Here is a 22,431-nt window from a genome sequence, read left to right on the forward strand (position 1 = left end):
TAGACAACAAAACAAGGTGGGGATAAAACTTGAAAAACACCTTTTTAAATATTTTTATTTCTTTTTTAATTTTAATGGTACTATCTTTAATACTTTTCCCTAAAGAAGCATTAGAAGCAGCTAAAGGCGGCATAAACCTTTGGCTTTTTACTATTATCCCTTCTTTACTTCCTTTTTTCATAGGTTCAGAGCTTCTTTTACAATTAGGAGTAGTGCATTTTTTAGGCACTTTTTTAGAGCCTATAATGAGGCCCCTGTTTAATGTACCGGGAAGTGGTTCCTTTGCAATGGCAATAGGATATACTTCTGGTTATCCAGTAGGAGCCCAGGTAATATCAAGACTTTGGGAAGAAAATTTATGTAAAACAGAAGAAGCTGAAAGGCTCATGTCTTTTTGCAATAACTCAGGCCCCCTATTCATGTTGGGAGCTGTCGCAATTGGCATGTTTGGTAGCCCACAAGCCGGATACATGATCATGGCTTCTAATTATTTCGCAGCTATAACCACAGGACTTTTCTTTCGATTTTATAAAAAAAATTCTCACAAAACATCTCCCACAACAAAAAAATTTTTAAATGCTACTATCAAAAAAATAAATTATACACCAGAACAGAATAAAAAAAGTTTAAGCACTATACTGTCAGAAGCTGTCGTTAAATCAACAAATACTATTATCATGATAGGAGGTTATGTTGTACTTTTTTCCGTTGTGATAGAATTTTTAAAACTGTATAAAATTTTAGATTTCCTCTCTTACTTCTTATCTCCAATATTCGTATTATTAGGTTTTGATAAAAGTTTAATACCAGCTTTCATAAGCGGTCTTTTGGAAATAACGGTAGGTTCAAACTTAATAAGCCAAGTTTCTGCGCCTTTAGAACAAAAAGTTATATTAACAAGCGCCATAATAGCATGGGGCGGAATATCAATACATGGACAAGTATTAGGAGTAATAGCAAAAACAAAAATAAAATATTTTCCTTATTTCGTTGCAAAAACAATCCAATTTTTTCTTGCAGCTTTATACTCTCATTTGTTACTCACTATATTAAAATTTCAAGAGGACAATGAAATTTCCCATGTTTTTAATCCATATACTTACAAAAATTCCTGGGACATATTTCAATTTTCTTCAATAATTTTCATAATTGTTATTTTAACCATCCTATTTTTTGCAATAGCTTTAAAACAATATTTACAACAACACTAACTATTTGTTGCCTTTTAATTCTTCTCTATTTCTCTTAATAGTTTCTAATATTTCAGACACTTGCAACTCAATTTTAGCAAGCAATTCATCAGCATATTCTCTACTTCCTAGCCTTATTTCCCTTGCATTAGCTTGGGCAGTAGAAATTATTTCTGCTGCCGTCTTTTCAGCCTTTTTAACTATCTCACTTTCACTTACCATTTCCTTAATCTTTTGTTCAGCTTCTTTTATTATCATTTCTGCTTCCTGTTGTGCCTCTAAAAGAATTCTTTGCCTTTCTTGTTTGATCCATTCCGCCCTTTTAAATTCGTCTGGCAATTTTATTCTTATTTGCTTTATTAATTCCAAGACTTCTTCTTTGTTTATTAAAACTTTGCCAGAAAGAGGAATAGAAGAACTATTTTCTATAATGTCTTCTAATTCTTCTAAAAGATTAAGAACTTCTAAATCATTAATATTCGACAAAAATAAAACCCCCTTTAATTATCTTGAAAACTTTTCCTTTAATTTTTGAGCTACAATCTCTGGTACAAACTCAGAAAGGCAACCGCCAAACTGAGCGATTTCTTTCACAACACTAGAACTTAGATATCCATACTTTGCACTAGTCATCAAAAAAACCGTCTCAACAGAAGGATTTAATTTTTTGTTGATTAAAGCCATTTGAAACTCATATTCAAAGTCAGAGACCATTCTCAACCCTTTTATTATAGCATTAGCATTTACTCTTTTAGCATACTCTACCAATAAACCGTCAAAATAATCAATCTCAACATTGGGAATATCATAAGTTACTGCTTTTAAAAGCTCTATCCTTTCTTCCACCGAAAATAAGGGCTTTTTCGAAGGATTTAAAAGCACAGCTACAATTAGTTTATCAAACAGATTTGCTCCTCTTTTTATAATATCAATGTGTCCATAGGTGACTGGGTCAAAACTCCCTGGATAAATTGCAGTTTTCATGTTTCCTCCTTATAAAATGATAGTATTGTTTCTCCATACTTATTTTCTCTTATCTTTACTAGATTTCCATAAGTTTCTTTTACTTTATCATTTTTATGATGTTCTGCTATTATAATGCCGCCTCTTTTCAAAAGTTTTGCCTTTCCAAGCTTTATAAGAGTTTTTTCGGCAAGGTTTTGATAATAAGGGGGATCTAAAAATATTATATCAAACTTTGTATTATTTTGGTCTAATATTTCAATAACTTTTAAAACATCTCGATGGAGTATTTTAGCAAAAGGTATTAAATTTAATTCGGCCACATTTTCCCTTATACATTTTACACTTTTTAAACTTTTATCGACAAAATAGCAAAACTGTGCCCCTCTGCTTAATGCTTCGATGCCTATATTCCCTGTACCCGCAAACAAATCTAAAAAAACACTTCCTTCTATTTTGTTCATCAATATATTAAATAATGATTCCTTAACTCTATCGGCAGTTGGCCTCACTTCACTGCCTTCTATAGATTTTATTTTTCTTCCTCTTAGCTTGCCTGCTATTACTCTCAAAGGCAATCCCCCATTTCACCAATTATTTTAGCATATTTTTAAAAAATATCGTAAAAAATATGTATAAATTTTTTTCAAAATGGCAAATAATATTTATGGGAACAGAAATTTCCCCAAAATTCTTCCTTCAATTTCTCCTCTCCCAGTCCAGGTAGGCAACTACCTGGATTAAAATTTTAAAAGGGCAATCACAAGGATTGCCCTTTTTATTGTAAATTATCTTATTTCCAAGTTCCTTTACTGGCTATTTGGCTTTCTGCCATCTGTATCATTTTTCTTACCATATGGCCACCTACAGCACCGCAATCGCGAGATGTGAGGTTGCCCCAGTAGCCATCAGCTGGAGGAGTTATTCCTAATTCTCTTGCTATTTCATATTTCCATTGGCTCATAACCTGTTTTGCCTCTTTTACCACAAGAGGATTCTTAGTTTCTGATCCTGCTGCCATTTCAATCACCTCCATTTGTATTTGTATTATTAATTTAACCAAAATACTGTTTTATAAACTATAAATTTGTTTTCAAAAATGTATAAAAGTGATTGAAATGGCAAATAATAAAAATTTATTTTTCCTCAAAAAACACTCCTACTGCTGCAGGCCCTGCATGGGTACCTATTCCGCAGCCAGCTCTTGACCTTAAAAACTTAGTTATTCCTAACTCACTTCTTAAGGCGGCTTCTATTTCATTTAAAAATTCTTCTTTATCTGTATGAATTAATCCAACTTCTCTATCTGTAAAATCTATTCCTGTATTTTTCATATAATCAATCATCCAGCGAATAACCTTTTTTTGACCTCTAACCTTATCTACTATTTTTAATTCCCCATCATCATTCATTAAAATAGGCTTTATATTCAAAATATTTCCTATAAAAGCCTGTGATTTAGGTAGACGTCCTCCTCTGTACAGATAGTCTAAAGAATCAAAAGCCATTATATACCTAATTTTAGGGATTAAATCATACACTTTTTGAACAATTTCTTCCCTAGAAGCCCCTGCAACTGCCATTTTAGCAGCTTGAAGAACTAACATGCCATTTCCTAAAGAATAATGTCTTGAATCGATAACCTCAATTCTTTTTGGGTCCACCATATCTTTCGCAATCACAGCCGATTGATAAGTACCACTTAATTTTGAAGATAAAATTATGGCAATTATGTAATCATAACTTTTTAACAAATCTTTAAAAACTTCCATAAATTCTACTGGTGAAGCTTGAGTAGTTGTAGGCATTTTTCCCTCTTTTAAAAGCCCATAGAATTCTTCTTTTGTTATATCTACCCCATCTTTATAACTTACACCATCAATATTGATAGTCAGAGGAACTATAAATATCCTATAAGTTTTCACTAAATCCTCAGGTATGTCAGACAAGCTATCTGTAACAATTGCTATCTTTTCCATACTACTATTCTCCTTCTCTAATTTAATATTATTCCTTCTAATTTTTGATAAAATTGATTAAGTAAAATACTTCTTAGCTTTGGATAGTTTTCAAGTTTAGGGTCTTTTTCCAGTAACTCTTCTACATCTTTTTGCACTCTCTTTAAAACATCTATGTCTTCAAAAATGTTAGCAATTTTAAATTCAGGAAGTCCATGCTGTCTTAATCCTAGAAATTCACCTGGCCCTCTTATTTCTAAATCTTTTTCTGCAATTTTAAATCCATCAGAAGTTTGAGCTAAAACTCCCAGTCTTTTTTTAGCTATGTCAGAATTAGAATAACTAATCAAAATACAGTAAGACTGAAATTCTGACCTGCCAACTCTACCTCTAAGTTGGTGAAGCTGTGCAAGTCCAAATCTTTCTGCATTTTCTACAATCATCACTGTTGCATTAGGTACATTTACTCCCACCTCTATTACTGTAGTCGAAACTAAAATATCAATTTTTCCATTTACAAACTCTTCCATAACCTTCTCTTTATCGCTGTCCGCCATTTTACCGTGTAAAAGTCCTACTTTAGCTTCCTTAAAAGCATCTTTATAAATTTCTCTATATACTATTTCAGCAGACATCGCATTTATTTTATCCGATTCTTCAATTAGTGGACAAACTACATAAACTTGCCTTCCTTTTTTTACTTCCTTCATTGCAAACTCGTAGGCTTTTTCTCTCACAGAAGAAGAAATAACGTATGTTTTAACTTTTTTTCTTCCAGGAGGTAATTGGTCAATTATTGATATATCTAAATCTCCATAAAGAATGAGAGCAAATGTCCGAGGAATTGGTGTAGCTGTCATAACCAAAACATCGGGATTTTCACCTTTTTGTGTCAAAAGCGCCCTTTGTCTCACACCAAATCGGTGTTGCTCATCAGTTATACAAAGTCCTAAATTGTTAAAAATAACATTATCCTCTATTAGTGCATGTGTTCCTACTATAATATCGTAATCTCCCTTTTTGATTTTTTCTAATACTTCTTTTTTATTAGAAGGTGAAAGGCTACCAGATAAAAGTCCAATTTTTATATCAGTATTTTTAAAAAGTTCTTTTAACGTAGAATAATGCTGTTTTGCAAGTATCTCCGTTGGAGCCATCATTGCCACTTGATAGCCATTCTTGACAGCAATGTACATGCTGCAAGCTGCAACAACTGTTTTTCCGGAGCCCACGTCTCCCTGTACCAAACGATTCATCACCTTGTGAGAATTCATATCTGCAATTATTTCTTTTAAAACTTTTATCTGTGCTTGTGTCAATTTAAAAGGCAATCCCATAATAAAAGGCTTTAGATCTACCCGTTCAAATTTTATTCCTTTTTTTTCTTTCGCAGATCCTTTCATTAGAAATAAAGCCATTTGCAGCAAAAAAAGTTCCTGATATTTAAATCTGTATTTTGCCTGCTCTAAATATGCTTCATTTTGGGGAAAATTTATATTAATTAGTGCACTTTTTATGTCCATTAATCTTTTTTCAGATAGAAATTCTTCATCAAAAAACTCTTCTACTTCCTGTACATACTCCTTAAGAGCATTAAACATTATCTTTCTAATAGCATTTTGTGTCAATCCTTCTGTTAGTCCATAAATAGGAACTATCCTTCCTGTGTTTAACTTAAAATCTTCACTTTTTTCTATAACAGGATTTTCTACTATTAATTGTCCATATTTAAATCGTAATTTACCGTTTATTATATATTCTTCACCAATTTTTAAGTTATTCTTTATATAGGGTTGATTATACCACACTAACTCTACTGCGCCTGTTCCATCTTTTACAGGGACTTTAGTGATAATCACCCTTGAAGTCTTTATTTCTCTTGGACTACCTACAATATAGCCTTTAAAAGTTTGTTTTTCTCCAACTGTTAAGTCCTCAATTTTTAAAATACTGCTTCTATTTTCATAATCTTTAGGAAAATAAAATAATAAGTCCTCTACTGTTTGTATTCCCAATTTTTTAAGAAGTTTTGCCCTTTTAGGTCCAACTCCTTTTACGTACTGAATATCCAGATTTAAAGGCATTTCATTTCACCTTTACTCTATTGATATAACGTAATAGTAAAGCGGCTGACCTCCAAAATAAATTTCTACATCTGCCTCTACGGAAATAGAATTTTTCAATTCCTCCGCTTTTTCTTTTGTAACTTCTTCCCCATAATATATGCTAACTAATGAAGAATCCTCATCTAAAGCTTTATAAATCAATTCTTGTGCTACTTTATTATAATCTTTTCCTACTGATTCCAGGTTGTCATTTATAAAACCTAACACATCTCCTTTTTTGATTTCAAAACCATTTATTTGCGTGTCTCTTACTGAATAAGTAACTTCAATTGTCTTTATATTACTTAATATTTCTTTTATTTTAGCTACATTTTCTTCTAAACTCTTTTCAGTATCAATATTTAAAATAGAAGTTATAGCTTCACTAAAATTATTTGTTGGGATTATTTCTACTTTTTTATTTGATAAGGCTTTTGCTTGTTCACAAGCCATTATTATATTTTTATTATTGGGGAAAACTAAAATATTTTCCGCATTAATCTTTTTTATACCCTCCAAAATATCATTTGTACTCGGATTCATAGTTTGTCCACCATTTATAATAACATCACAGCCCAGCTCTGAAAAAAGATTTTTAATTCCTTCTCCATTAGCTACAACTAAAACTCCATATTTTTTCTCAGCCTTTTGCTCTTCACTTACCAAACTTTCATGTTGTATTTTCATATTGTCAATTTTCACTTTTATAAGTTCACCTATTTTAAGTCCTTCTTCTAATACTAATCCAGGATTGTTCGTGTGCACATGAACTTTTAAAATGTCATCATCTGAAACTATCACCAAACTATTTCCAAATCTTTCGAATTTACCTTTTAAAATAGCTTCTGCATAACTCTTTTTTGTTTTCACTAATATTTCTGTACAATATAAAAATCTTAAATCCTCCACAGTTTGCTTATTTGTTACTGTCCCTTTTAAAACTTCTATAGGTTCAATTTTGTTTCCTTTAAACCCTTCAAACATCCCCTTTAATACATACACAAATCCCATTCCACCAGAATCAACTACTCCAGCCTCTTTTAAAACTGGCAAGAGATTGGGAGTGTTTTGTAAAGACTTTTCTGCAGCTTCAATAATTTTTGCGAAAAATTCTTCAAAATTTTCAACCTTTTTACATATTTTTTCCGCCTCTTCTGCAGTTTCCCTACATACTGTGAGAATAGTACCTTCTACAGGTCTCATAACTGCTTTATAAGCTACCTCTACACCAGCTTTCAAACCTTCTGCAAAATCGCAAGGAGTTATCTTTTTTGTATCTCTAAGTCGTTTAGAAAAACCTCTAAAAATCTGGGACAAAATAACTCCCGAATTACCTTTTGCTCCCATTAAAGTACCTTTCGAAATAGCATCTAAAACTTCTCTTATCGTATCTTGTGATTTCTCTAACTCTTTTGCAGCATATTGCATTGTATATGCCATATTAGAGCCAGTATCACCGTCTGGAACAGGAAAAACATTGAGTTTATCAACTTCTCCTTTGTTGTTAAAAAGATAATTAGAACTTGCTATCATCATGTTCTTTAAAATTTTTCCATCTAAGTACTTCAACACAACTTCCTCCTCAATTATCAACTTTAATTCCCTGAACATTTATTATTACATTTTCTACCTTTACTCCTACAAATTTCTCGACAGCGTATTTTACTTTTTCAATAGCATTCGCTGAAACAGTTTTTATATTTACGCCGTATAGGACAACTATATAAACTTCCAGTGTTACACCATCTTCTGTGGCTAAAACTTTGACTCCTCTGCCAGAATTCTCTGTTTTAAATATTTCTATTAATCCATTTGCTCCTTTTCTGCCTAATCCTACTATCCCATAACACTCAGATACTGCTCTACTGGTTATAGCAGCAATTGCATCATTTGAAATATGTATTATGCCATATTTGTTTTTTATTTGAACCATTAATACCCCTCCAATCTTAATTTATATTTTACCTAAATCTCTTAATAACATCAACTAAACATTTGTTGCAAAGGTATTTACATTTATAAGAGATGGTGATAAAATAATATTGTTATTTTGATTTTTATTGTGCAAGTAATTAATTTTTGATAAAATATTACTGTCTTTCAAAGGAGGTGCAACTGTGCTTAAGTGCGATGTTTGTGGAAAAGGTCCTTTAGCAGGTTACCAATATAGCCACTCTCATAGAAAATCCATAAGAAAGTGGAAACCTAACCTAAAAAAAGTAAGAGCAATAGTAAATGGTACTCCTGTTAGACTCCATGTATGTACAAAATGCTTAAAATCAGGAAAAGTACAAAGAGCAATATAAAGAAAGACGTGCATTTTTGCACGCTTTTTTATTTTTCACTTAAAATATATGTTTACATAGTAACCAGCTATTACAAGAAAAATTCCCAAAAAAATCATCCATAACCAGTAAGGAATATACCTAATAAAAATCAATACACCTAAAGCAATCAATACATATCCTAACGAATAATTTAGTTGCCTATTTAATCGCTTCAGTTTATAAAAAAATTTGTCCATAAAAACACCCCTTTCCTCTTTAGTTACTATTATACTATTCACAGGAAAGGGATTTTGAAACTATTCTCTTGGTTTTATCACTAATAAAAGTCCTTCTTCTATTTTTATAGTTGCTTTATCTTCTATAAAAACATTGCTTATACCGTAAGGCATTTCTAAATCCATACTTTGACCTGAAAGACCATAAAACAAACCTTTAGTGTATATTCCTTTTACATCTTTAGAATATGGAATTAAAGATAACAATTCTCCTTTTTTCCCTTCAATCTCTAAAAATTTATCAATCAAATATATCTCATTTTTTTCATTTATAATTTTACCCTTGATATTGCGATTTAATAAATACAACAAAAGGGAAAGATTTGCATAAGAGTGATCAAATCTCTCTCCAAATACCCCTGTAAAAATAATTTCCTTCGCCCCTAATTCTATCGCTTTTATCATTGCCAATTGTGTATCTGTCTCGTCCTTCATAGGAGAATATTTTTCAATTTTTACCCCTTTGTTTTTATAAAATTCCAAAACTTCTTCTTTTATTGAATCTAAATCACCCACTATCAAATGAGGTTTTAGTTTCATTTGATAGGCATGATTCGCTCCACCATCTGCACATATAACTATATCTACTTCTTTTGTCAAATTTTTGTAAAAATTATAATCTTTTATATCCCCATTAGAAATAATTAAAACCCTCATCTTTTTACTGCCTTTCTAAATTCTTTTATAGTTTGGGCAGGATCCGAAGATTCAAAAATTGAAGAACCAGCTACAATTATATCAGTTCCTGCCTCAACTACTTCCTTTACATTATAAAGGTTAATTCCCCCATCTACCTCAATTTCAAAGTTTAAGCCTAAATCTTCTCTCATTTTCTTTATTTCTTCAATCTTTTTAAGCATTGAATCTATAAACTTTTGTCCTCCAAATCCAGGATTTACCGTCATAATCAGAACCATATCAATATCCTGTAATACATATTTTATACTTTCTAAAGGTGTAGCCGGATTTAAAGAAACTCCGGCTTTTTTACCATAGCTTTTTATTTTCTGTATCGTACGATGTAAGTGTATACAAGCTTCTTGGTGAACAGTTATAATATCCGCGCCCGAATTTACAAAATCTTCTATGTACAAATCTGGATTTTCAATCATCAAATGAACATCAAAGGGAATAGAAAAAAATTTTCTCAGGGACTTTACTACTACTGGTCCAATGGTGATATTTGGAACAAAATGGCCATCCATTACATCAATATGCAAAAGGTCAGCATCTTTTTCTATCTTTTTTACATCTTCTAATAAATTTGCAAAATTTGCAGATAATATTGAAGGAGCTATTTTCAATTTTTAGTACCTCCTCTTTTCTTTTTCCTTTAATTCTTTAAACAGAGAAATATAACTTACATATCTGTTTTTATCTATTAGTCCTTCTTCTACAGCCTTTATAACATTGCATCCCGGTTCTTGTATATGAAGACAAGAAGAAAATTTGCACCCTCCTTGAAACTCTAAAAATTCTCTAAAATAGTATCGAAGGTCTTGTTTTTCAATATCTAATGTTAATGCAGTAAAACCTGGGGTATCCAAAACATACCCTCCAAAATCAAGAGATAAAAGCTCTACGCTTCTTGTTGTGTGTTTACCTCTTAAAAGCTTTTCGCTTACCTCTCCTGTCTTGAGTTTTATATTTGATTGAATAGAATTAATCAAAGAGGACTTTCCTACTCCAGAAGGACCTGCAAAAAAAGAAACCTTGTCTTTTAAATAGGATTTTAATTCGTCAATTCCTTCTTTTGTAACTGTAGAAGTTGCAACTGCTTTATATCCTATTTTCTGATAAACACTCACCAAATCAAAAGCCTCTTTATCCTCTTTTAAATCCACTTTATTGATACAAACTACAGGCTCAATGTCATTACTCTCTGCCAATACAATCATTTTATCTAATAAAATTCTGTTAAGTTCTGGCCTAATAATAGCAAATACTATTATAGCTTGGTCTACATTAGCTACTGGAGGCCTTGTAAGCTTATTTTTTCGTGGTAAAATGTTTAAAATATACCCCTCCCTATCGTTTATCATTTGAATTTCCGCAATGTCACCTACTAAGAGAGTAACATTATCCTTTCTAAATTTTCCGCGAGCACGGCATTCTATAATGCCGTGCTCTGTAGCTACATAATAAAATCCAGCTATTCCTCCCACAATTTTTCCCACTACCCTCGTCAATTAAAATCTCGCCTCCACTGTGCTATACACTTCTCCATCTATATCCACCTCAATTGTAGCTTTACCTTTATATGCCGTTACAGGAACAGTAAGAGGGCTATCTTGATAAGTGTGTTGGGCAGAATATATTAAATTTTTTTGTCCGTTTTGTATTACATATACATCTACTTTCATAGTGCCCTGTTTGTTAGGCAATTCAATAATAACATTTTTGGTTCGGTGTTGTAAAGAACCCTGGGGCATCTGAGGCATCTTACTGACAATTAAATCTATCGGGCTTCCTTTTTGAATTTCACTATCTGGAGGAACACTTTGCTCTAAAACCACACCCTCTGGTACCTCAGTAGTCTCTTTATAAATGACTTTGCCTAACTTTAAACCAGCATTTTCTAGGGCAGTTGTTGCTTCCTCCAATGTCATATTAACTACGTTGGGCATTATCGCAGGTTGTTGACCCTTACTAACATATAGATCAATCGCTGTATTGTATTCTACCTGTACCCCTTGTCTTGGATTTTGATCAAAGACATATCCTTTAGCAAATTGATCATTGTATTGTTCTATAATGTTTGCTTTAAGGCCCATATTCTCAAGGATATTTTTAGCCTCTAAATAATCTTTGTTTATCACATTAGGCACCACAACAACTTGCCTGCCTTTACTAATTACTACATAAACTGTACTTCCAGCTTTTACTACGCTGCCTTGTGAAGGATCTTGAGATAAAATAGTATTTTCGGGTTTATCACTGTACTGTTCTTCGCTTATCTCCATATTCAAATTATGGTCTGATAAAATTTTGCTTGCCTGATTTAAAGACAAACCAACAATATTTGGAACTACTACATCATTCACTTTAAAAAAGTTATTAAGGACGTATATCGTGCCATAAGATAAAGAAGCCATCAACAAAAGAATTAATAAAGCAATTGTTATTTTCTTTATGACATTTCGTCTTTTCTTTTCTTTTTCTTTTTTTTGTGCTGCTTTTTTTAACTCTTCTACATCTTTAGAAGGAATCACCCGTGTTTTTGTAATTTCCTCTTCTTTGAAATTTAGCTCTTTAGGATTTCGCAAAAAAGTATCTAAGTCTTTAAGAAAATCTGCTGCAGTTTGATACCTAAGATTTACATCCTTCTGTGTAGCTTTTAAAACTATTTGATCTAATTCTTTTGGCACCTTCTCATTTAGCCTGGAAGGAGGAATTATCTCTTCTTGAATGTGTTTTAAAGCGACAGAAATAGGACTATCTCCCTCAAAAGGTACTTTTCCCGTTAGCATTTCATAAAGGACAATTCCTAAAGAATAAATATCCGTTCTTTCATCTACTATTCCGCCTTTTGCTTGTTCAGGAGAAAAATAATAAGCAGTTCCTACCACATCTCCGGTATAAGTTATGGTAGAACCATTGGCAGCCCTTGCAATTCCAAAATCAGTAACTTTCGCCACATCCTCTTCAGTAACAAGAATATTTTGTGGTTTTATATCCCTGTGAATTATTCGATTTTTATGAGCGTGATCCAAGGCTTTGCAAACTTGTCTTGCTATTTCTATTGCTCTACCTACTTCTAACGGTCCTCCATTTTCACTTATAAGCTTTTTTAAAGTACGTCCCTTTACATATTCCATCACAATGTAGTAAATATCTCCTTCTTGCCCAACATCGTATATACTCACTATATTAGGATGAGAAAGACTTGCCGCTGCCTGAGACTCTCTTCTAAATTTTTTCACAAAATCCTCATCTGCTGCAAATTCAGGCCTCAAAATTTTGATTGCCACTATTCTGTTAAGGAGATGACACTTTGCTTTGTAAACCTTAGCCATTCCCCCTGCGCCAATTTTCTCTAATATTTCATATCGGTTACCTAATATACGTCCAATCATGATGTCACCTCCTTAACAGCGATAAGAGTTATATTATCGTATCCGCCGTTAGCCTTTGCAATATTTACTAAATTAATACAGGAGGTATTTATATCTTCATTTTTAGTAAATTCATCTAAAATTTGTTGGTCTGTCACCAAATTAGTAAGCCCATCTGTACACAAAAGTAAAATATCCTCTGGCATAACAGCGTCATGGAATATATCGACTTTTACTTCCTCATCAACTCCCAAAGCCCTTGTTATTATATTTTTTTGAGGATGAATCCGGGCTTCTTCATGAGTTATTTTACCCATTTTTACAAGTTCTTCTACAAAAGAATGGTCTTCTGTAATTTGCTTTATGCTGTTATCTCTTATCAAATAAGCCCTACTATCTCCAATATGTCCTATAAAAAAATGATTTTTTTCAAAAAATAACAAAGTAAGAGTAGTACCCATCCCTGTCAATTCACATTCTGAACAGGCTTGAGAATAAACAATTTTATTAGCATATTTAATTGATTTCTCTATAAAACCTTCTATAGAGGAAATTCCTCTATCCTGTAGCTTAAAATAATTCTTTTTAAAATAATCAACAATGGCTTCAACTGCAGACTTACTTGCAATTTCACCCCCATTATGGCCTCCCATTCCATCAGCCACAATAAACAGTGGCAAATCTTTTTCTTCCGAAGCATAATAATAATCTTCATTTTTTTCTCTTACATTGCCAATATCAGTTAGGGCAGCTGCAATCATAAAAACCCTACCTTTCCTTTAAATACTTTCTCCTCAGCTGTCCACAGGCAGCTTCAATATCGCTACCCAATTCCCTTCTCACCGTACAAGATATCCCTGCATCTTCAATAATTCTTTTGAACATCATCACCTTTTCATTGTTTGCCTTTTTAAAACCTATTTCTCTTACGTAATTAATAGGTATTAAATTAATATGACACAACATACCTTTTAATAAATCAACCAATTGATACGCATGTTCTTTTTTATCATTTACTCCTTCAATCAACGAATACTCAAAGGTTATCCTGCGCCTTGTTTTATCTACATAATATTTACAAGCCTTCATCAATTCCTCTAATGGATAAGCTTTATTTATTGGCATTAGTTGAGTTCTCAATTCATCATTAGGAGCATGTAATGAAATAGATAAATTCACCTGTAGTTTTTCATCTGCAAATTGATAAATTTTAGGAACTATTCCACAAGTAGAAATAGTTATATGTCTGCTGCCTATTCCTAAACCGTGGGGGTTATTCACTATTTTTATAAATTTCATCACTTCATCATAATTGTCAAAAGGTTCCCCACTTCCCATCAAAACAATATTAGAAATCTTGCCATAGTCGCTGTCTATAGCCATAACTTGGTCTACCATCTCTGAGGCTTTTAAATCTCTAACTTTACCTCCAATAGCAGAAGCGCAAAAGCTACATCTCATATTGCATCCTACTTGAGTAGAAACACAAGCAGTATTTCCAAATCTGTATTTTATGGCAACTCCTTCGATGATATTTTTGTCTTCCAGCAAAAAAAGGTATTTCACAGTGTTATCTATTTCAGAAACCCTTCTCGCTTCTACCTTTAATTGAGAAATATAAGCAATTTCTTTTAATTTTGATCGCAAATTTTTAGAGATATCTGTCATCTTGTCAAAATCTGTAATTTTTTTACCGTAAATCCACTTGTAAATCTGTTTAGCTCTATATCTACTCTCTCCAATATTTACAAAAAATTCTTCCATTTCTTCTAACGTCATATTTTTTAAATTGTACAACTTAATATACCTCCGTGTCCATGTTGAAATTTCGTAGGTTTCTTATCCCCATAAGTTTACTTGATAAATTCATACATGGCTATCGTTTTGCACGTTATTTTATTCTTTTTAACTTGCTTATAAAAAAGCCATCGATTCCATGCTCTAAAGGTGTAGTTTGTATATATCCTAAAGAAGCAGTTTCAATATTCAATCCACTTGGCATCTCAGCTTTTATATCAACCAATCTAAAATTAGGGTGTTCTTTTAAAAATTTCATTATTACATTGTGATTTTCTTCTACTCCTATAGTACAGGTGCTATACACTAAAAATCCATCTTTTTTTACATATTTTGAACTGGAGTCTAATATTTTATATTGCGTTTCAACTAATTGTGAAATTTCACTTTTCGTATAATTCTTTAACTTAATATCAGGTTTTTTTCTGATTATACCTATACCTGTACAAGGGACATCTGCTAAGACTTTATCTGCTTTTTCCAGATACTTGTCATTAACAAAAGTAGAGTCAAAGGCTTCTGCTTTTACATTTGTAATTCCTAATCTTTTACAATTCTCTTTTATCAACTCTAATCTATGAGGATGTAAATCAAAAGCTACAACATTACCAGTATTTTTCATCAATTGCGCTATATGGGTCGTTTTACCACCAGGAGCAGCACACACATCTAATACCGTCTCTCCTTCGTTAGGATTTAAAATTTTAGAAACCAACATAGAAGCCTCATCCTGAATGTAAATAAGCCCTTCTTTGTACAATTGATGACTTTCAGGGTTTTTAATATCTATATATAGCGCTTCTTCTAGATAATAACCTTTTTTATAAACAATACCGCGAGAAACTAATAGCTTTTTCAAATCTTCTATATCAATCTTTAGTGTATTAACTCTGTAACAAATTTTGGGTTTTTCATTTAAACTTTTTAAAAGAGCTTCTGCTTTTTCTTCATCATAATTATTTAGTAATCTTTCCACAATCCAATCAGGATAAGAATATGTTACCATTAAATATTTCCTTAAATCCCTCTCTTTATCAGGGAAAATTACTTTTTCTTTTTCTCTTTCATAGCTTCTTAGAACTGCATTTATAAAGTTTGCCCTTTTTATTCCCAATACGTTTTTAGCTATATTAACTGTTTCATTTATAGCCGCATAAGATGGAACTTTATCCATGTACAAAAGCTGATATAATCCCATTTCAAGGAAAATCTTACTTTTTTCATCCGCGGGCTTCTTTACAAAAAAAGAAAGTATAAAATCTAGCGTGTACTTTCTTTCAATAACACCAAAGACCAGTTTTTTAATAAAGTCTCTATCTACTTCTTTTAATTCTCGTCCTTTTAAATGCTTATTAAAGGAAATATTCGCATAAGCTTCTTTTGACAACACTTCTTGAAGTATTTTATAAGCTATTTTTCTTGGTTTCATTTATCTAAATTTTCTCCTTTACTCTCTGCTGTTTCTTATAATAATTAGTCTTAATAATTGCATAATGGAAACCAATGCCGCAGCTACATAAGTCAAAGCAGCAGCTTGTAGTACCCTCCGGGCAGGTTCAATATCTTCTCTTGTAAAAAGTATATTTGATTGAAGAAGTGTTATTGCTCTATTGCTTGCATCAAATTCTACAGGCAAAGTAATAACCTGAAAAAGTACTGCTGCACTAAAAAGGAGTATGCCTATGTTTATCAAATGTAGTCCCGGCGCCCCCATGAAAAATCCTAAAATGACTAAAGGCCAAGCTAAATTAGCACCTAAATTAGCCACCGGAACAAGACTGTTTCTTACAGTCAAAGGTACATAACCTTTTGCATGCTGTATAGCATGCCCTGCTTCATGAGCAGCTACTCCTATTGCTGCTATAGAGTCACTTCCATAAACAGATTCAGAAAGTCTTAACACTTTTGCTCTTGGATCGTAATGGTCAGTTAAATTCCCCGGTATCCTTTCAATTCTTACATCATAAAGCCCCATACCGTCTAATATCTTTCTAGCTATTTCCTCTGCGGTATACCCATATCTATTTCTGACGCGAGCATACTTGCTAAAAGTGCCCTGCACCTTAGCTTGTGCATACATAGCAAATATTAAAGCAGGTATTAAAAGTATTACCGTAGTATCCCAAAACATATTATTCACCCTCCATTTAATATTTTTTTTATGGTCTCTTCAATCTTTGATACCTCTACACGAGTATTAAAACACGGCCCATTAGGTCTGTCATTTATTATACCATACACAGGGATTTTCTTCACATCCTGCATGCCACTTGTCAAATCTCTTTCACAGGCAATCGCTATTATAACTTTTGGCCTTGTATCTTTCACTACCTTTCTCGCCATAGTACCACCCGTAGCAACTGCCACATTTACGCCATATTTCTCCTTGAAATTTACCAAATCATTGATTTGGCACTTTCCACATCGTCTACAATTATCTATATCATAAGTCACTTTAAATTTACAGTTGCTATTTTGTATGCAATGAGGTGACAATATCAATATGTCTTGTGGGGCATATCTCTTTATATTTTTATTAAATAAAAAATTCTTTATTTCAATGTAAGACTGCTCTACCTTTTCAATTTTTAAATCCAAAACTCTTGCTACAAAGACCACCAAAGGATAAAAAAGGTCTAAAAAATTTGCTATGAAAGAGTTTAAAATTTTGTTAGATTTTTTACCAACCACCACATAAAAAGTCGCTCCAATAACAGCCACAATTATAGCCATCAAAGATAGAACAAAAATCATTAACGTAATAAACAAATATCTATAAAGTTCAATTTTCCCTCTATTTATTACGTATAAAATTCCCAAAACGACTAAAGTAAAAACCAAAAAGGTAACTGCCAATATCCCCAAAAAAATTCTTTTTTTCCCCTTCAAAAGTTATTCTCCTTTTTAAAAATTATCTTAAAATTGTCCCTTCAGGTATATTGTGACCTATTAAATATTCCCTAATACTCATTTTTTTAGAACCTTCTTGTTGCATCTCTACTATCTTTAGGGCGTCTTTATCGCATTTCACAATTAAGTCGCCTTTTGACTTTAAAACTGTTCCATTTTCTTCTTTCCCATTGTATTCGACTATCTCTCCTTTCCAAATTTTTAACATCTTATCTTTATAAAACGTGTAACAGCCAGGCCAAGGTTTCATTCCCCTTATCAAATTTCGGATTTCTTCCGCCGTTTTATTCCAATTTACGTGCCCCATTTCTTTAGTAAGTATTGGGGCATAAGAAGCCTCCTCTTCATTTTGTTTAACCGGCGTCAAAGTGCCTTTTTCCAATCTTTTTAACGTTTCTATTAAAACTTCTGCTCCTAATCGAGAAAGCTTATCATGAAGTGTTTCCGCATCATCTTCCTCTAAAATAGGAATAGATTTTTTGATAAGAATATCTCCTGTATCCAATCCCTTATCCATAAGCATTGTAGTAATACCCGTTTCTTTTTCACCATTGATTATAGCCCAATTAATGGGAGCTGCTCCTCTGTATTTTGGCAAAAGAGAAGCATGGACATTTATACAACCGTACTTAGGAAGAGCCAAAATTTCTTCGGGTAAAATCTTTCCATAAGCTGCAACAACTATGACGTCTGGATTTATCTCTTTTAATCTTTCTAAAAACTCTTTATTGTTTTTTATCTTTTCTGGCTGTAAAATTTCTACTCCCTTTTGCAATGCCACTTCTTTGACAGGAGAAAATCTAAGTTTCATCCCCCTTCCTTTCTGTTTATCTGGCTGCGTAACCACTGAAGCTACATTGTATCCTTCTTCAAAAAGTTTTTGCAAAGAGGGGACGGCAAAGTCAGGCGTCCCCATAAAGACAATTTTCAACAATCATACCTCCTTGACATTTTCTTTCTCTTCTTCATCTAAAAATCTTATAGCCTTATCTATAAAGAGAACTCCGTTTAAGTGGTCTATTTCATGGCATAAAGCTCTTGCCAATAAATCCTCTCCTTCGATCTCCCTCTCTTTACCTTCTCTATCTAAATATTTTACTTTTACTTTTTTAGGCCTTTTAACTTCTCCTACTACTCCTGGAATGCTCAAACATCCTTCTGCTCCTACTTGTTCACCTTCTTCATACACAATTTCAGGATTTATAAGTTCTAAAAGTCCTTCTCCTATATCTATCACTATTAGTCTTCTCAAAATACCCACCTGATTTGCTGCCAAGCCTACCCCTTCGTTGAGATACATCGTTTGTACCATATCATCTAATATAGTCAAAACATGAGAATTTATCTCTGTAACAGGTTTTGCTTTTTTTCTTAAGACCTCATCCCCAATTTTTCTTATATACCTTATTGCCAAAATTAATACCTCCTTAAATTTACATTATATTCAAAGGGTCAATGTCTATTGATATTCTTATATCTTTAGGATATTTCATCTTCTGGATTTCTTCTGCTATTTCCGCCAAAATACTTCTATCTTCACTTTTTAAAATGACCTGCCATCTATATCTATTGTTTATCTTACTTATAGGAGCAGGAGCAGGTCCTAGTATTTTATTATAACTCTTATTTTGAAGTTTGTTAATAAGTTTTTGACAAGTTAAATAAGCATTTGCGGCCATATTTTTAACCTCTTCATCCTTTTCTCCTGATATCACTACATTCATCAGATGTGAAAAAGGAGGATATTTAAATATTTCTCTGTATTTAATTTCTTCGTTGTAAAACTTTCCATAATTTTGCTGTTTTGCAGCAATTATGCTGTAGTGGTCTTCTTCATAAGTCTGTATAACAACCCTCCCAGGCTTTTCACCTCTTCCTGCCCTTCCAGCTACTTGAGTGAGCAGCTGAAAAGTCCTTTCACTGGACCTAAAATCAGGAAGATTTAAAGTTATATCTGCAAGTATTACTCCCACCAATGTAACATTTGGAATGTCAAAGCCTTTAGATATCATTTGCGTACCGATTAAAATATCTGCCTTACCATTTCTAAAATCATAAAAAATTTTCTCATGAGAACCTTTTTTCCTTGTAGTATCTACATCCATCCTCAAAACTCTTGCATTAGGAAAAAATTTTTTTATATCGTTTTCTACCCTTTCGGTCCCTATACCTAGATACCTAATTCTTTTACTCCCACATTTAGGACAAGTATCTTTCATAGGCTCTTCATAACCGCAATAATGACAAACTAATTTTTTATCCTCAAAATGATAAGTTAAAGAAATATCACAATTGGGACATTTAGGCACATAGCCACAATCTCTGCAGGAAACAAATGAAGAATATCCTCTTCTGTTTAAAAAAAGAATAGTTTGCTCTCTCCTTTTAAGATTTTCTTTTATATAGGAAAATAATTTACGACTAAATATTGAAGTATTTCCACTTGCCAATTCCTCACTCATATTGACAACTTCTATCTTCGGCATAGAAACATTAATCCTTTTTGTAAGCCTTATAAGTTTATATTCTCCTTTATTAGCTTTATAATAGGTCTCTAAAGAAGGAGTAGCACTTGCCATAACCAGAACTGCTTTTTGTATTTCACACCGCTTCTCTGCCACTTCTTTAGCATTATATTTGGGTCTTAAGTCTGATTGTTTATAGGTAGTCTCATGCTCCTCGTCAATTATAATAAGGCCAAGATTATTAAAAGGAGCAAAAACTGCATTTCTCACACCAACTACTACGTCCACTAAACCATTTTTTACTTTTCGCCATTCATCGAAACGTTCTCCCGGTGAAAGGCCACTGTGTATTACAGCTACCCTATTGCCAAATCGGCTTACAAACCTTTCAATTGTCTGAGGCGTCAATGAGATTTCTGGTACTAAAACTATAGCGCTTTTGCCTATTTTTATAGCTTCATCTATCAATTGAAGATAAACTTCAGTTTTGCCACTTCCCGTAACTCCAAAAAGCAAATATTTATCAAAAGTACCTGTCAAGATAGATTTTTTAACTTCTTCTACAGCTCTTTTTTGTTCCTCTGTCAAAGATAAAGGTTTAGTCCTTTCAATATCTTTTATATTAAATCTCAAAACTTCTTCCTCATAAACCTTTATATACCCTTTATTTTGTAAATTTTTTATAACTGAATAATCTATATTCAGGACTTTGACAAGCTCAGAAAGCCTAATAGGACTTCTATTTTTTAAATATTGTAAAATCTCGTATTGCTTTGGCGCTCTTTTAGAAAGTTGGAAAGGTATCTCATCAATATTTATTTTCACAACCTTTACCTTCTTTTCCCCTTGCTTTATCCCTACAGGCATTATAGTCTGAAGAGCTTCAGAAAAATAACATTTATAATAATCCTTCATCCACTTAGCCAGTTCAATCATTTTTTCATCAAATATGCTATAGCTGTCTAAAATCCTATGGATATCCTTTATTTTATCCACTGAATAAGACGCCTTGTCAGTAATACTTATTACATATCCCTCTATAAACCTATTATTAAAGGGGACAGATACCCTCATCCCAATTTTTACATTCATTCCTTCAGGAATACGATAAGTATATACCCTGTCAGTATTAGAAGATTTAATGTCTACAACGACCTCGGCAAACATGGCAACCTCCGCCTGTTAAATATTTACCAAATAAAAAAAGCCGAAAGGCCTTACAACAATTTAGCTATTTCATCTAATATCACATGAGAAGCTTCTATCTTTGTCATCAAAGGATACTCCTTTACGTTTAAATCTCTATCTATGATTTTTATTATATTCGTGTCTACTTCAAAACCTGCTCCCTTTTGAGTTACATCATTTGCAACTATTAAATCCATATTTTTCTCCTTTAACTTTCTTTGTGCATATTCTACTAAATTAGTAGTTTCAGCAGCAAAACCTATCGAAATCTTGTTTCCTTTTTTCTGTCCTACTTCATACATTATGTCTGGATTTTTAACTAATTCAATAGTTAATTTCTCTTCATCTTTTTTTATCTTTTCTTTTTTCATCTCTTTAGGTCTGTAGTCAGAAACAGCTGCAGCCCCTATGACAATGTCTACTTCATTAAGGTGCATCATGACAGCATTGTACATATCTACCGCTGTTTCTACAGGAATAAAAGTCACATCTTTAGGTACCTCTATATAAGTAGGCCCAGAAATTAAAATCACTTGTGCCCCTCTTTCCACTAAAGCTTTTGCAATCTCATAGCCCATTTTACCCGAAGAGCGATTTGTAATGTATCTTACAGGATCAAGAGGCTCTCGAGTAGGCCCTGCTGTTACTAACACCTTTTTCCCTTCAAAATCTCTTTTTTTCTCATTGTCCAATAACTCTAAAATAGCTTTTTCAATCTCCTCTACATCAGCCAATCTTCCTGCGCCATAAGTTCCACAAGCAAGCCTTCCGGCAGCTGGCTCCACAAATAAAAAACCATATTCTTTTAAAATTTTAATATTCTTTTGAGTCACAGGATTGGTATACATGTTTGTATTCATGGCGGGAGCAATTAGTACAGGACTCTTTGTAGCAAGAATAGTAGTAGTTAACATATCGTCTGCAATCCCATGAGCAATTTTAGCAATAATATTTGCGGTTGCAGGAACTATTGCAAATACATCAGCTTTTTTTGCTAAAGAAATATGCTCAATTTCCCAATATTTCCTATCCTCAAACATATCAACAACTACTTTATTGTTAGTTAAAGCCTCAAAAGTGAGAGGATTTATAAAATTTGTAGCTTCCTTTGTCATTATGACATCCACATTTATGTCTTTTTTTACGAGTCGAGATGTAAGGTCTGCAGCTTTATAAGCTGCTATACCTCCTGTAACCCCTAATACTACATTTTTTTTGCTTGTATTCATTTCAACAC

General features: G+C 32.7%; 24 protein-coding genes. 2 read left to right on the forward strand and 22 right to left on the reverse strand.

From position 1 onward, the window contains the following. The first annotated feature begins 29 nt into the window (after nt 1–29). On the forward strand, nt 30–1,211 hold the full coding sequence (gene ylbJ, locus I4N53_RS07690; RefSeq protein ID WP_214495971.1) for a sporulation integral membrane protein YlbJ: 1,182 nt from the start codon (nt 30–32) through the stop codon (nt 1,209–1,211). Here the strand turns inward: ylbJ and I4N53_RS07695 are convergent, their stop codons facing one another. The 8 genes from I4N53_RS07695 to I4N53_RS07730 all read right to left on the reverse strand — a co-directional run bounded on the left by I4N53_RS07695 (nt 1,212) and on the right by I4N53_RS07730 (nt 8,149). Next, complete coding sequence (locus I4N53_RS07695; RefSeq protein ID WP_012995342.1) at nt 1,212–1,676, reverse strand: hypothetical protein; 465 nt, start codon at nt 1,674–1,676, stop codon at nt 1,212–1,214. 18 nt (nt 1,677–1,694) lie between these two features. Then, nucleotides 1,695–2,174 carry a pantetheine-phosphate adenylyltransferase gene (gene coaD / locus I4N53_RS07700; protein WP_012995343.1) on the reverse strand — a complete coding sequence of 160 codons (480 nt, stop codon included), beginning with the start codon at nt 2,172–2,174 and terminating at the stop codon, nt 1,695–1,697. Further along, nucleotides 2,171–2,725 (reverse strand): 16S rRNA (guanine(966)-N(2))-methyltransferase RsmD, encoded by a 555-nt coding sequence (gene rsmD / locus I4N53_RS07705; protein ID WP_214495972.1) that lies wholly within the window; start codon nt 2,723–2,725, stop codon nt 2,171–2,173. The genes coaD and rsmD overlap by 4 nt, the downstream gene beginning before the upstream one ends. A 221-nt stretch (nt 2,726–2,946) precedes the next feature. Beyond that, on the reverse strand, nt 2,947–3,174 hold the full coding sequence (locus I4N53_RS07710; protein ID WP_214495973.1) for an alpha/beta-type small acid-soluble spore protein: 228 nt from the start codon (nt 3,172–3,174) through the stop codon (nt 2,947–2,949). Nucleotides 3,175–3,289: 115 nt separating this feature from the next. After that, nucleotides 3,290–4,132, reverse strand: a complete 843-nt coding sequence (locus I4N53_RS07715) for a DegV family protein (RefSeq protein WP_214495974.1) — start codon at nt 4,130–4,132, stop codon at nt 3,290–3,292. A gap of 17 nt (nt 4,133–4,149) precedes the next feature. After that, nucleotides 4,150–6,195: an ATP-dependent DNA helicase RecG gene (gene recG / locus I4N53_RS07720; protein ID WP_214495975.1), complete on the reverse strand. Its 2,046-nt coding sequence runs from the start codon at nt 6,193–6,195 to the stop codon at nt 4,150–4,152. Nucleotides 6,196–6,207: 12 nt separating this feature from the next. Beyond that, the gene (locus I4N53_RS07725; RefSeq protein ID WP_214495976.1) at nt 6,208–7,788 is read right to left on the reverse strand and encodes a DAK2 domain-containing protein; all 1,581 of its coding nucleotides are present in this window, start codon (nt 7,786–7,788) and stop codon (nt 6,208–6,210) included. A gap of 10 nt (nt 7,789–7,798) precedes the next feature. Continuing rightward, nucleotides 7,799–8,149 carry an Asp23/Gls24 family envelope stress response protein gene (locus I4N53_RS07730; RefSeq protein WP_214495977.1) on the reverse strand — a complete coding sequence of 117 codons (351 nt, stop codon included), beginning with the start codon at nt 8,147–8,149 and terminating at the stop codon, nt 7,799–7,801. 184 nt (nt 8,150–8,333) lie between these two features. On the opposite strand from I4N53_RS07730, the gene rpmB reads away from it, so the two are divergent. Continuing rightward, nucleotides 8,334–8,522, forward strand: coding sequence for a 50S ribosomal protein L28 (gene rpmB / locus I4N53_RS07735; protein ID WP_012995351.1), 189 nt, complete (start codon nt 8,334–8,336; stop codon nt 8,520–8,522). Between the two features lie 35 nt (nt 8,523–8,557). Here the strand turns inward: rpmB and I4N53_RS07740 are convergent, their stop codons facing one another. The 14 genes from I4N53_RS07740 to coaBC all read right to left on the reverse strand — a co-directional run bounded on the left by I4N53_RS07740 (nt 8,558) and on the right by coaBC (nt 22,423). Further along, entirely contained in the window at nt 8,558–8,740 is a 183-nt protein-coding gene (locus I4N53_RS07740; RefSeq protein WP_012995352.1) for a hypothetical protein, read from the reverse strand. 60 nt (nt 8,741–8,800) lie between these two features. Then, nucleotides 8,801–9,436 (reverse strand): thiamine diphosphokinase, encoded by a 636-nt coding sequence (locus I4N53_RS07745; protein WP_214495978.1) that lies wholly within the window; start codon nt 9,434–9,436, stop codon nt 8,801–8,803. Beyond that, nucleotides 9,433–10,083 (reverse strand): ribulose-phosphate 3-epimerase, encoded by a 651-nt coding sequence (rpe, locus tag I4N53_RS07750; protein WP_012995354.1) that lies wholly within the window; start codon nt 10,081–10,083, stop codon nt 9,433–9,435. Before rpe ends, I4N53_RS07745 begins: the two co-directional genes overlap by 4 nt. A 3-nt stretch (nt 10,084–10,086) precedes the next feature. Then, nucleotides 10,087–10,968 carry a ribosome small subunit-dependent GTPase A gene (rsgA, locus tag I4N53_RS07755; RefSeq protein ID WP_012995355.1) on the reverse strand — a complete coding sequence of 294 codons (882 nt, stop codon included), beginning with the start codon at nt 10,966–10,968 and terminating at the stop codon, nt 10,087–10,089. Beyond that, entirely contained in the window at nt 10,969–12,855 is a 1,887-nt protein-coding gene (pknB, locus tag I4N53_RS07760; protein ID WP_214495979.1) for a Stk1 family PASTA domain-containing Ser/Thr kinase, read from the reverse strand. After that, nucleotides 12,852–13,595: a Stp1/IreP family PP2C-type Ser/Thr phosphatase gene (locus I4N53_RS07765; protein WP_009052438.1), complete on the reverse strand. Its 744-nt coding sequence runs from the start codon at nt 13,593–13,595 to the stop codon at nt 12,852–12,854. The genes pknB and I4N53_RS07765 overlap by 4 nt, the downstream gene beginning before the upstream one ends. A 7-nt stretch (nt 13,596–13,602) precedes the next feature. Continuing rightward, nucleotides 13,603–14,631, reverse strand: a complete 1,029-nt coding sequence (rlmN, locus tag I4N53_RS07770; protein ID WP_214495980.1) for a 23S rRNA (adenine(2503)-C(2))-methyltransferase RlmN — start codon at nt 14,629–14,631, stop codon at nt 13,603–13,605. A gap of 94 nt (nt 14,632–14,725) precedes the next feature. Next, the gene (rsmB, locus tag I4N53_RS07775; protein WP_012995359.1) at nt 14,726–16,060 is read right to left on the reverse strand and encodes a 16S rRNA (cytosine(967)-C(5))-methyltransferase RsmB; all 1,335 of its coding nucleotides are present in this window, start codon (nt 16,058–16,060) and stop codon (nt 14,726–14,728) included. A gap of 18 nt (nt 16,061–16,078) precedes the next feature. Next, on the reverse strand, nt 16,079–16,762 hold the full coding sequence (locus tag I4N53_RS07780) for a zinc metallopeptidase (RefSeq protein WP_214495991.1): 684 nt from the start codon (nt 16,760–16,762) through the stop codon (nt 16,079–16,081). Between the two features lie 5 nt (nt 16,763–16,767). Continuing rightward, nucleotides 16,768–17,520, reverse strand: a complete 753-nt coding sequence (locus I4N53_RS07785; RefSeq protein ID WP_214495981.1) for a DUF116 domain-containing protein — start codon at nt 17,518–17,520, stop codon at nt 16,768–16,770. Nucleotides 17,521–17,542: 22 nt separating this feature from the next. Continuing rightward, nucleotides 17,543–18,472, reverse strand: a complete 930-nt coding sequence (gene fmt, locus I4N53_RS07790) for a methionyl-tRNA formyltransferase (RefSeq protein WP_214495982.1) — start codon at nt 18,470–18,472, stop codon at nt 17,543–17,545. Nucleotides 18,473–18,475: 3 nt separating this feature from the next. Further along, entirely contained in the window at nt 18,476–18,955 is a 480-nt protein-coding gene (def, locus tag I4N53_RS07795; protein WP_013150390.1) for a peptide deformylase, read from the reverse strand. A 19-nt stretch (nt 18,956–18,974) separates the two neighbouring features. Further along, on the reverse strand, nt 18,975–21,173 hold the full coding sequence (priA, locus tag I4N53_RS07800) for a primosomal protein N' (protein WP_214495983.1): 2,199 nt from the start codon (nt 21,171–21,173) through the stop codon (nt 18,975–18,977). Between the two features lie 50 nt (nt 21,174–21,223). Beyond that, nucleotides 21,224–22,423, reverse strand: coding sequence for a bifunctional phosphopantothenoylcysteine decarboxylase/phosphopantothenate--cysteine ligase CoaBC (coaBC, locus tag I4N53_RS07805; protein ID WP_003868206.1), 1,200 nt, complete (start codon nt 22,421–22,423; stop codon nt 21,224–21,226). Nucleotides 22,424–22,431: the final 8 nt, after the last annotated feature.

This window comes from Thermoanaerobacter sp. CM-CNRG TB177, assembly GCF_018588165.1.
GTDB classification, from domain to species: Bacteria; Bacillota; Thermoanaerobacteria; order Thermoanaerobacterales; family Thermoanaerobacteraceae; genus Thermoanaerobacter; species Thermoanaerobacter thermocopriae.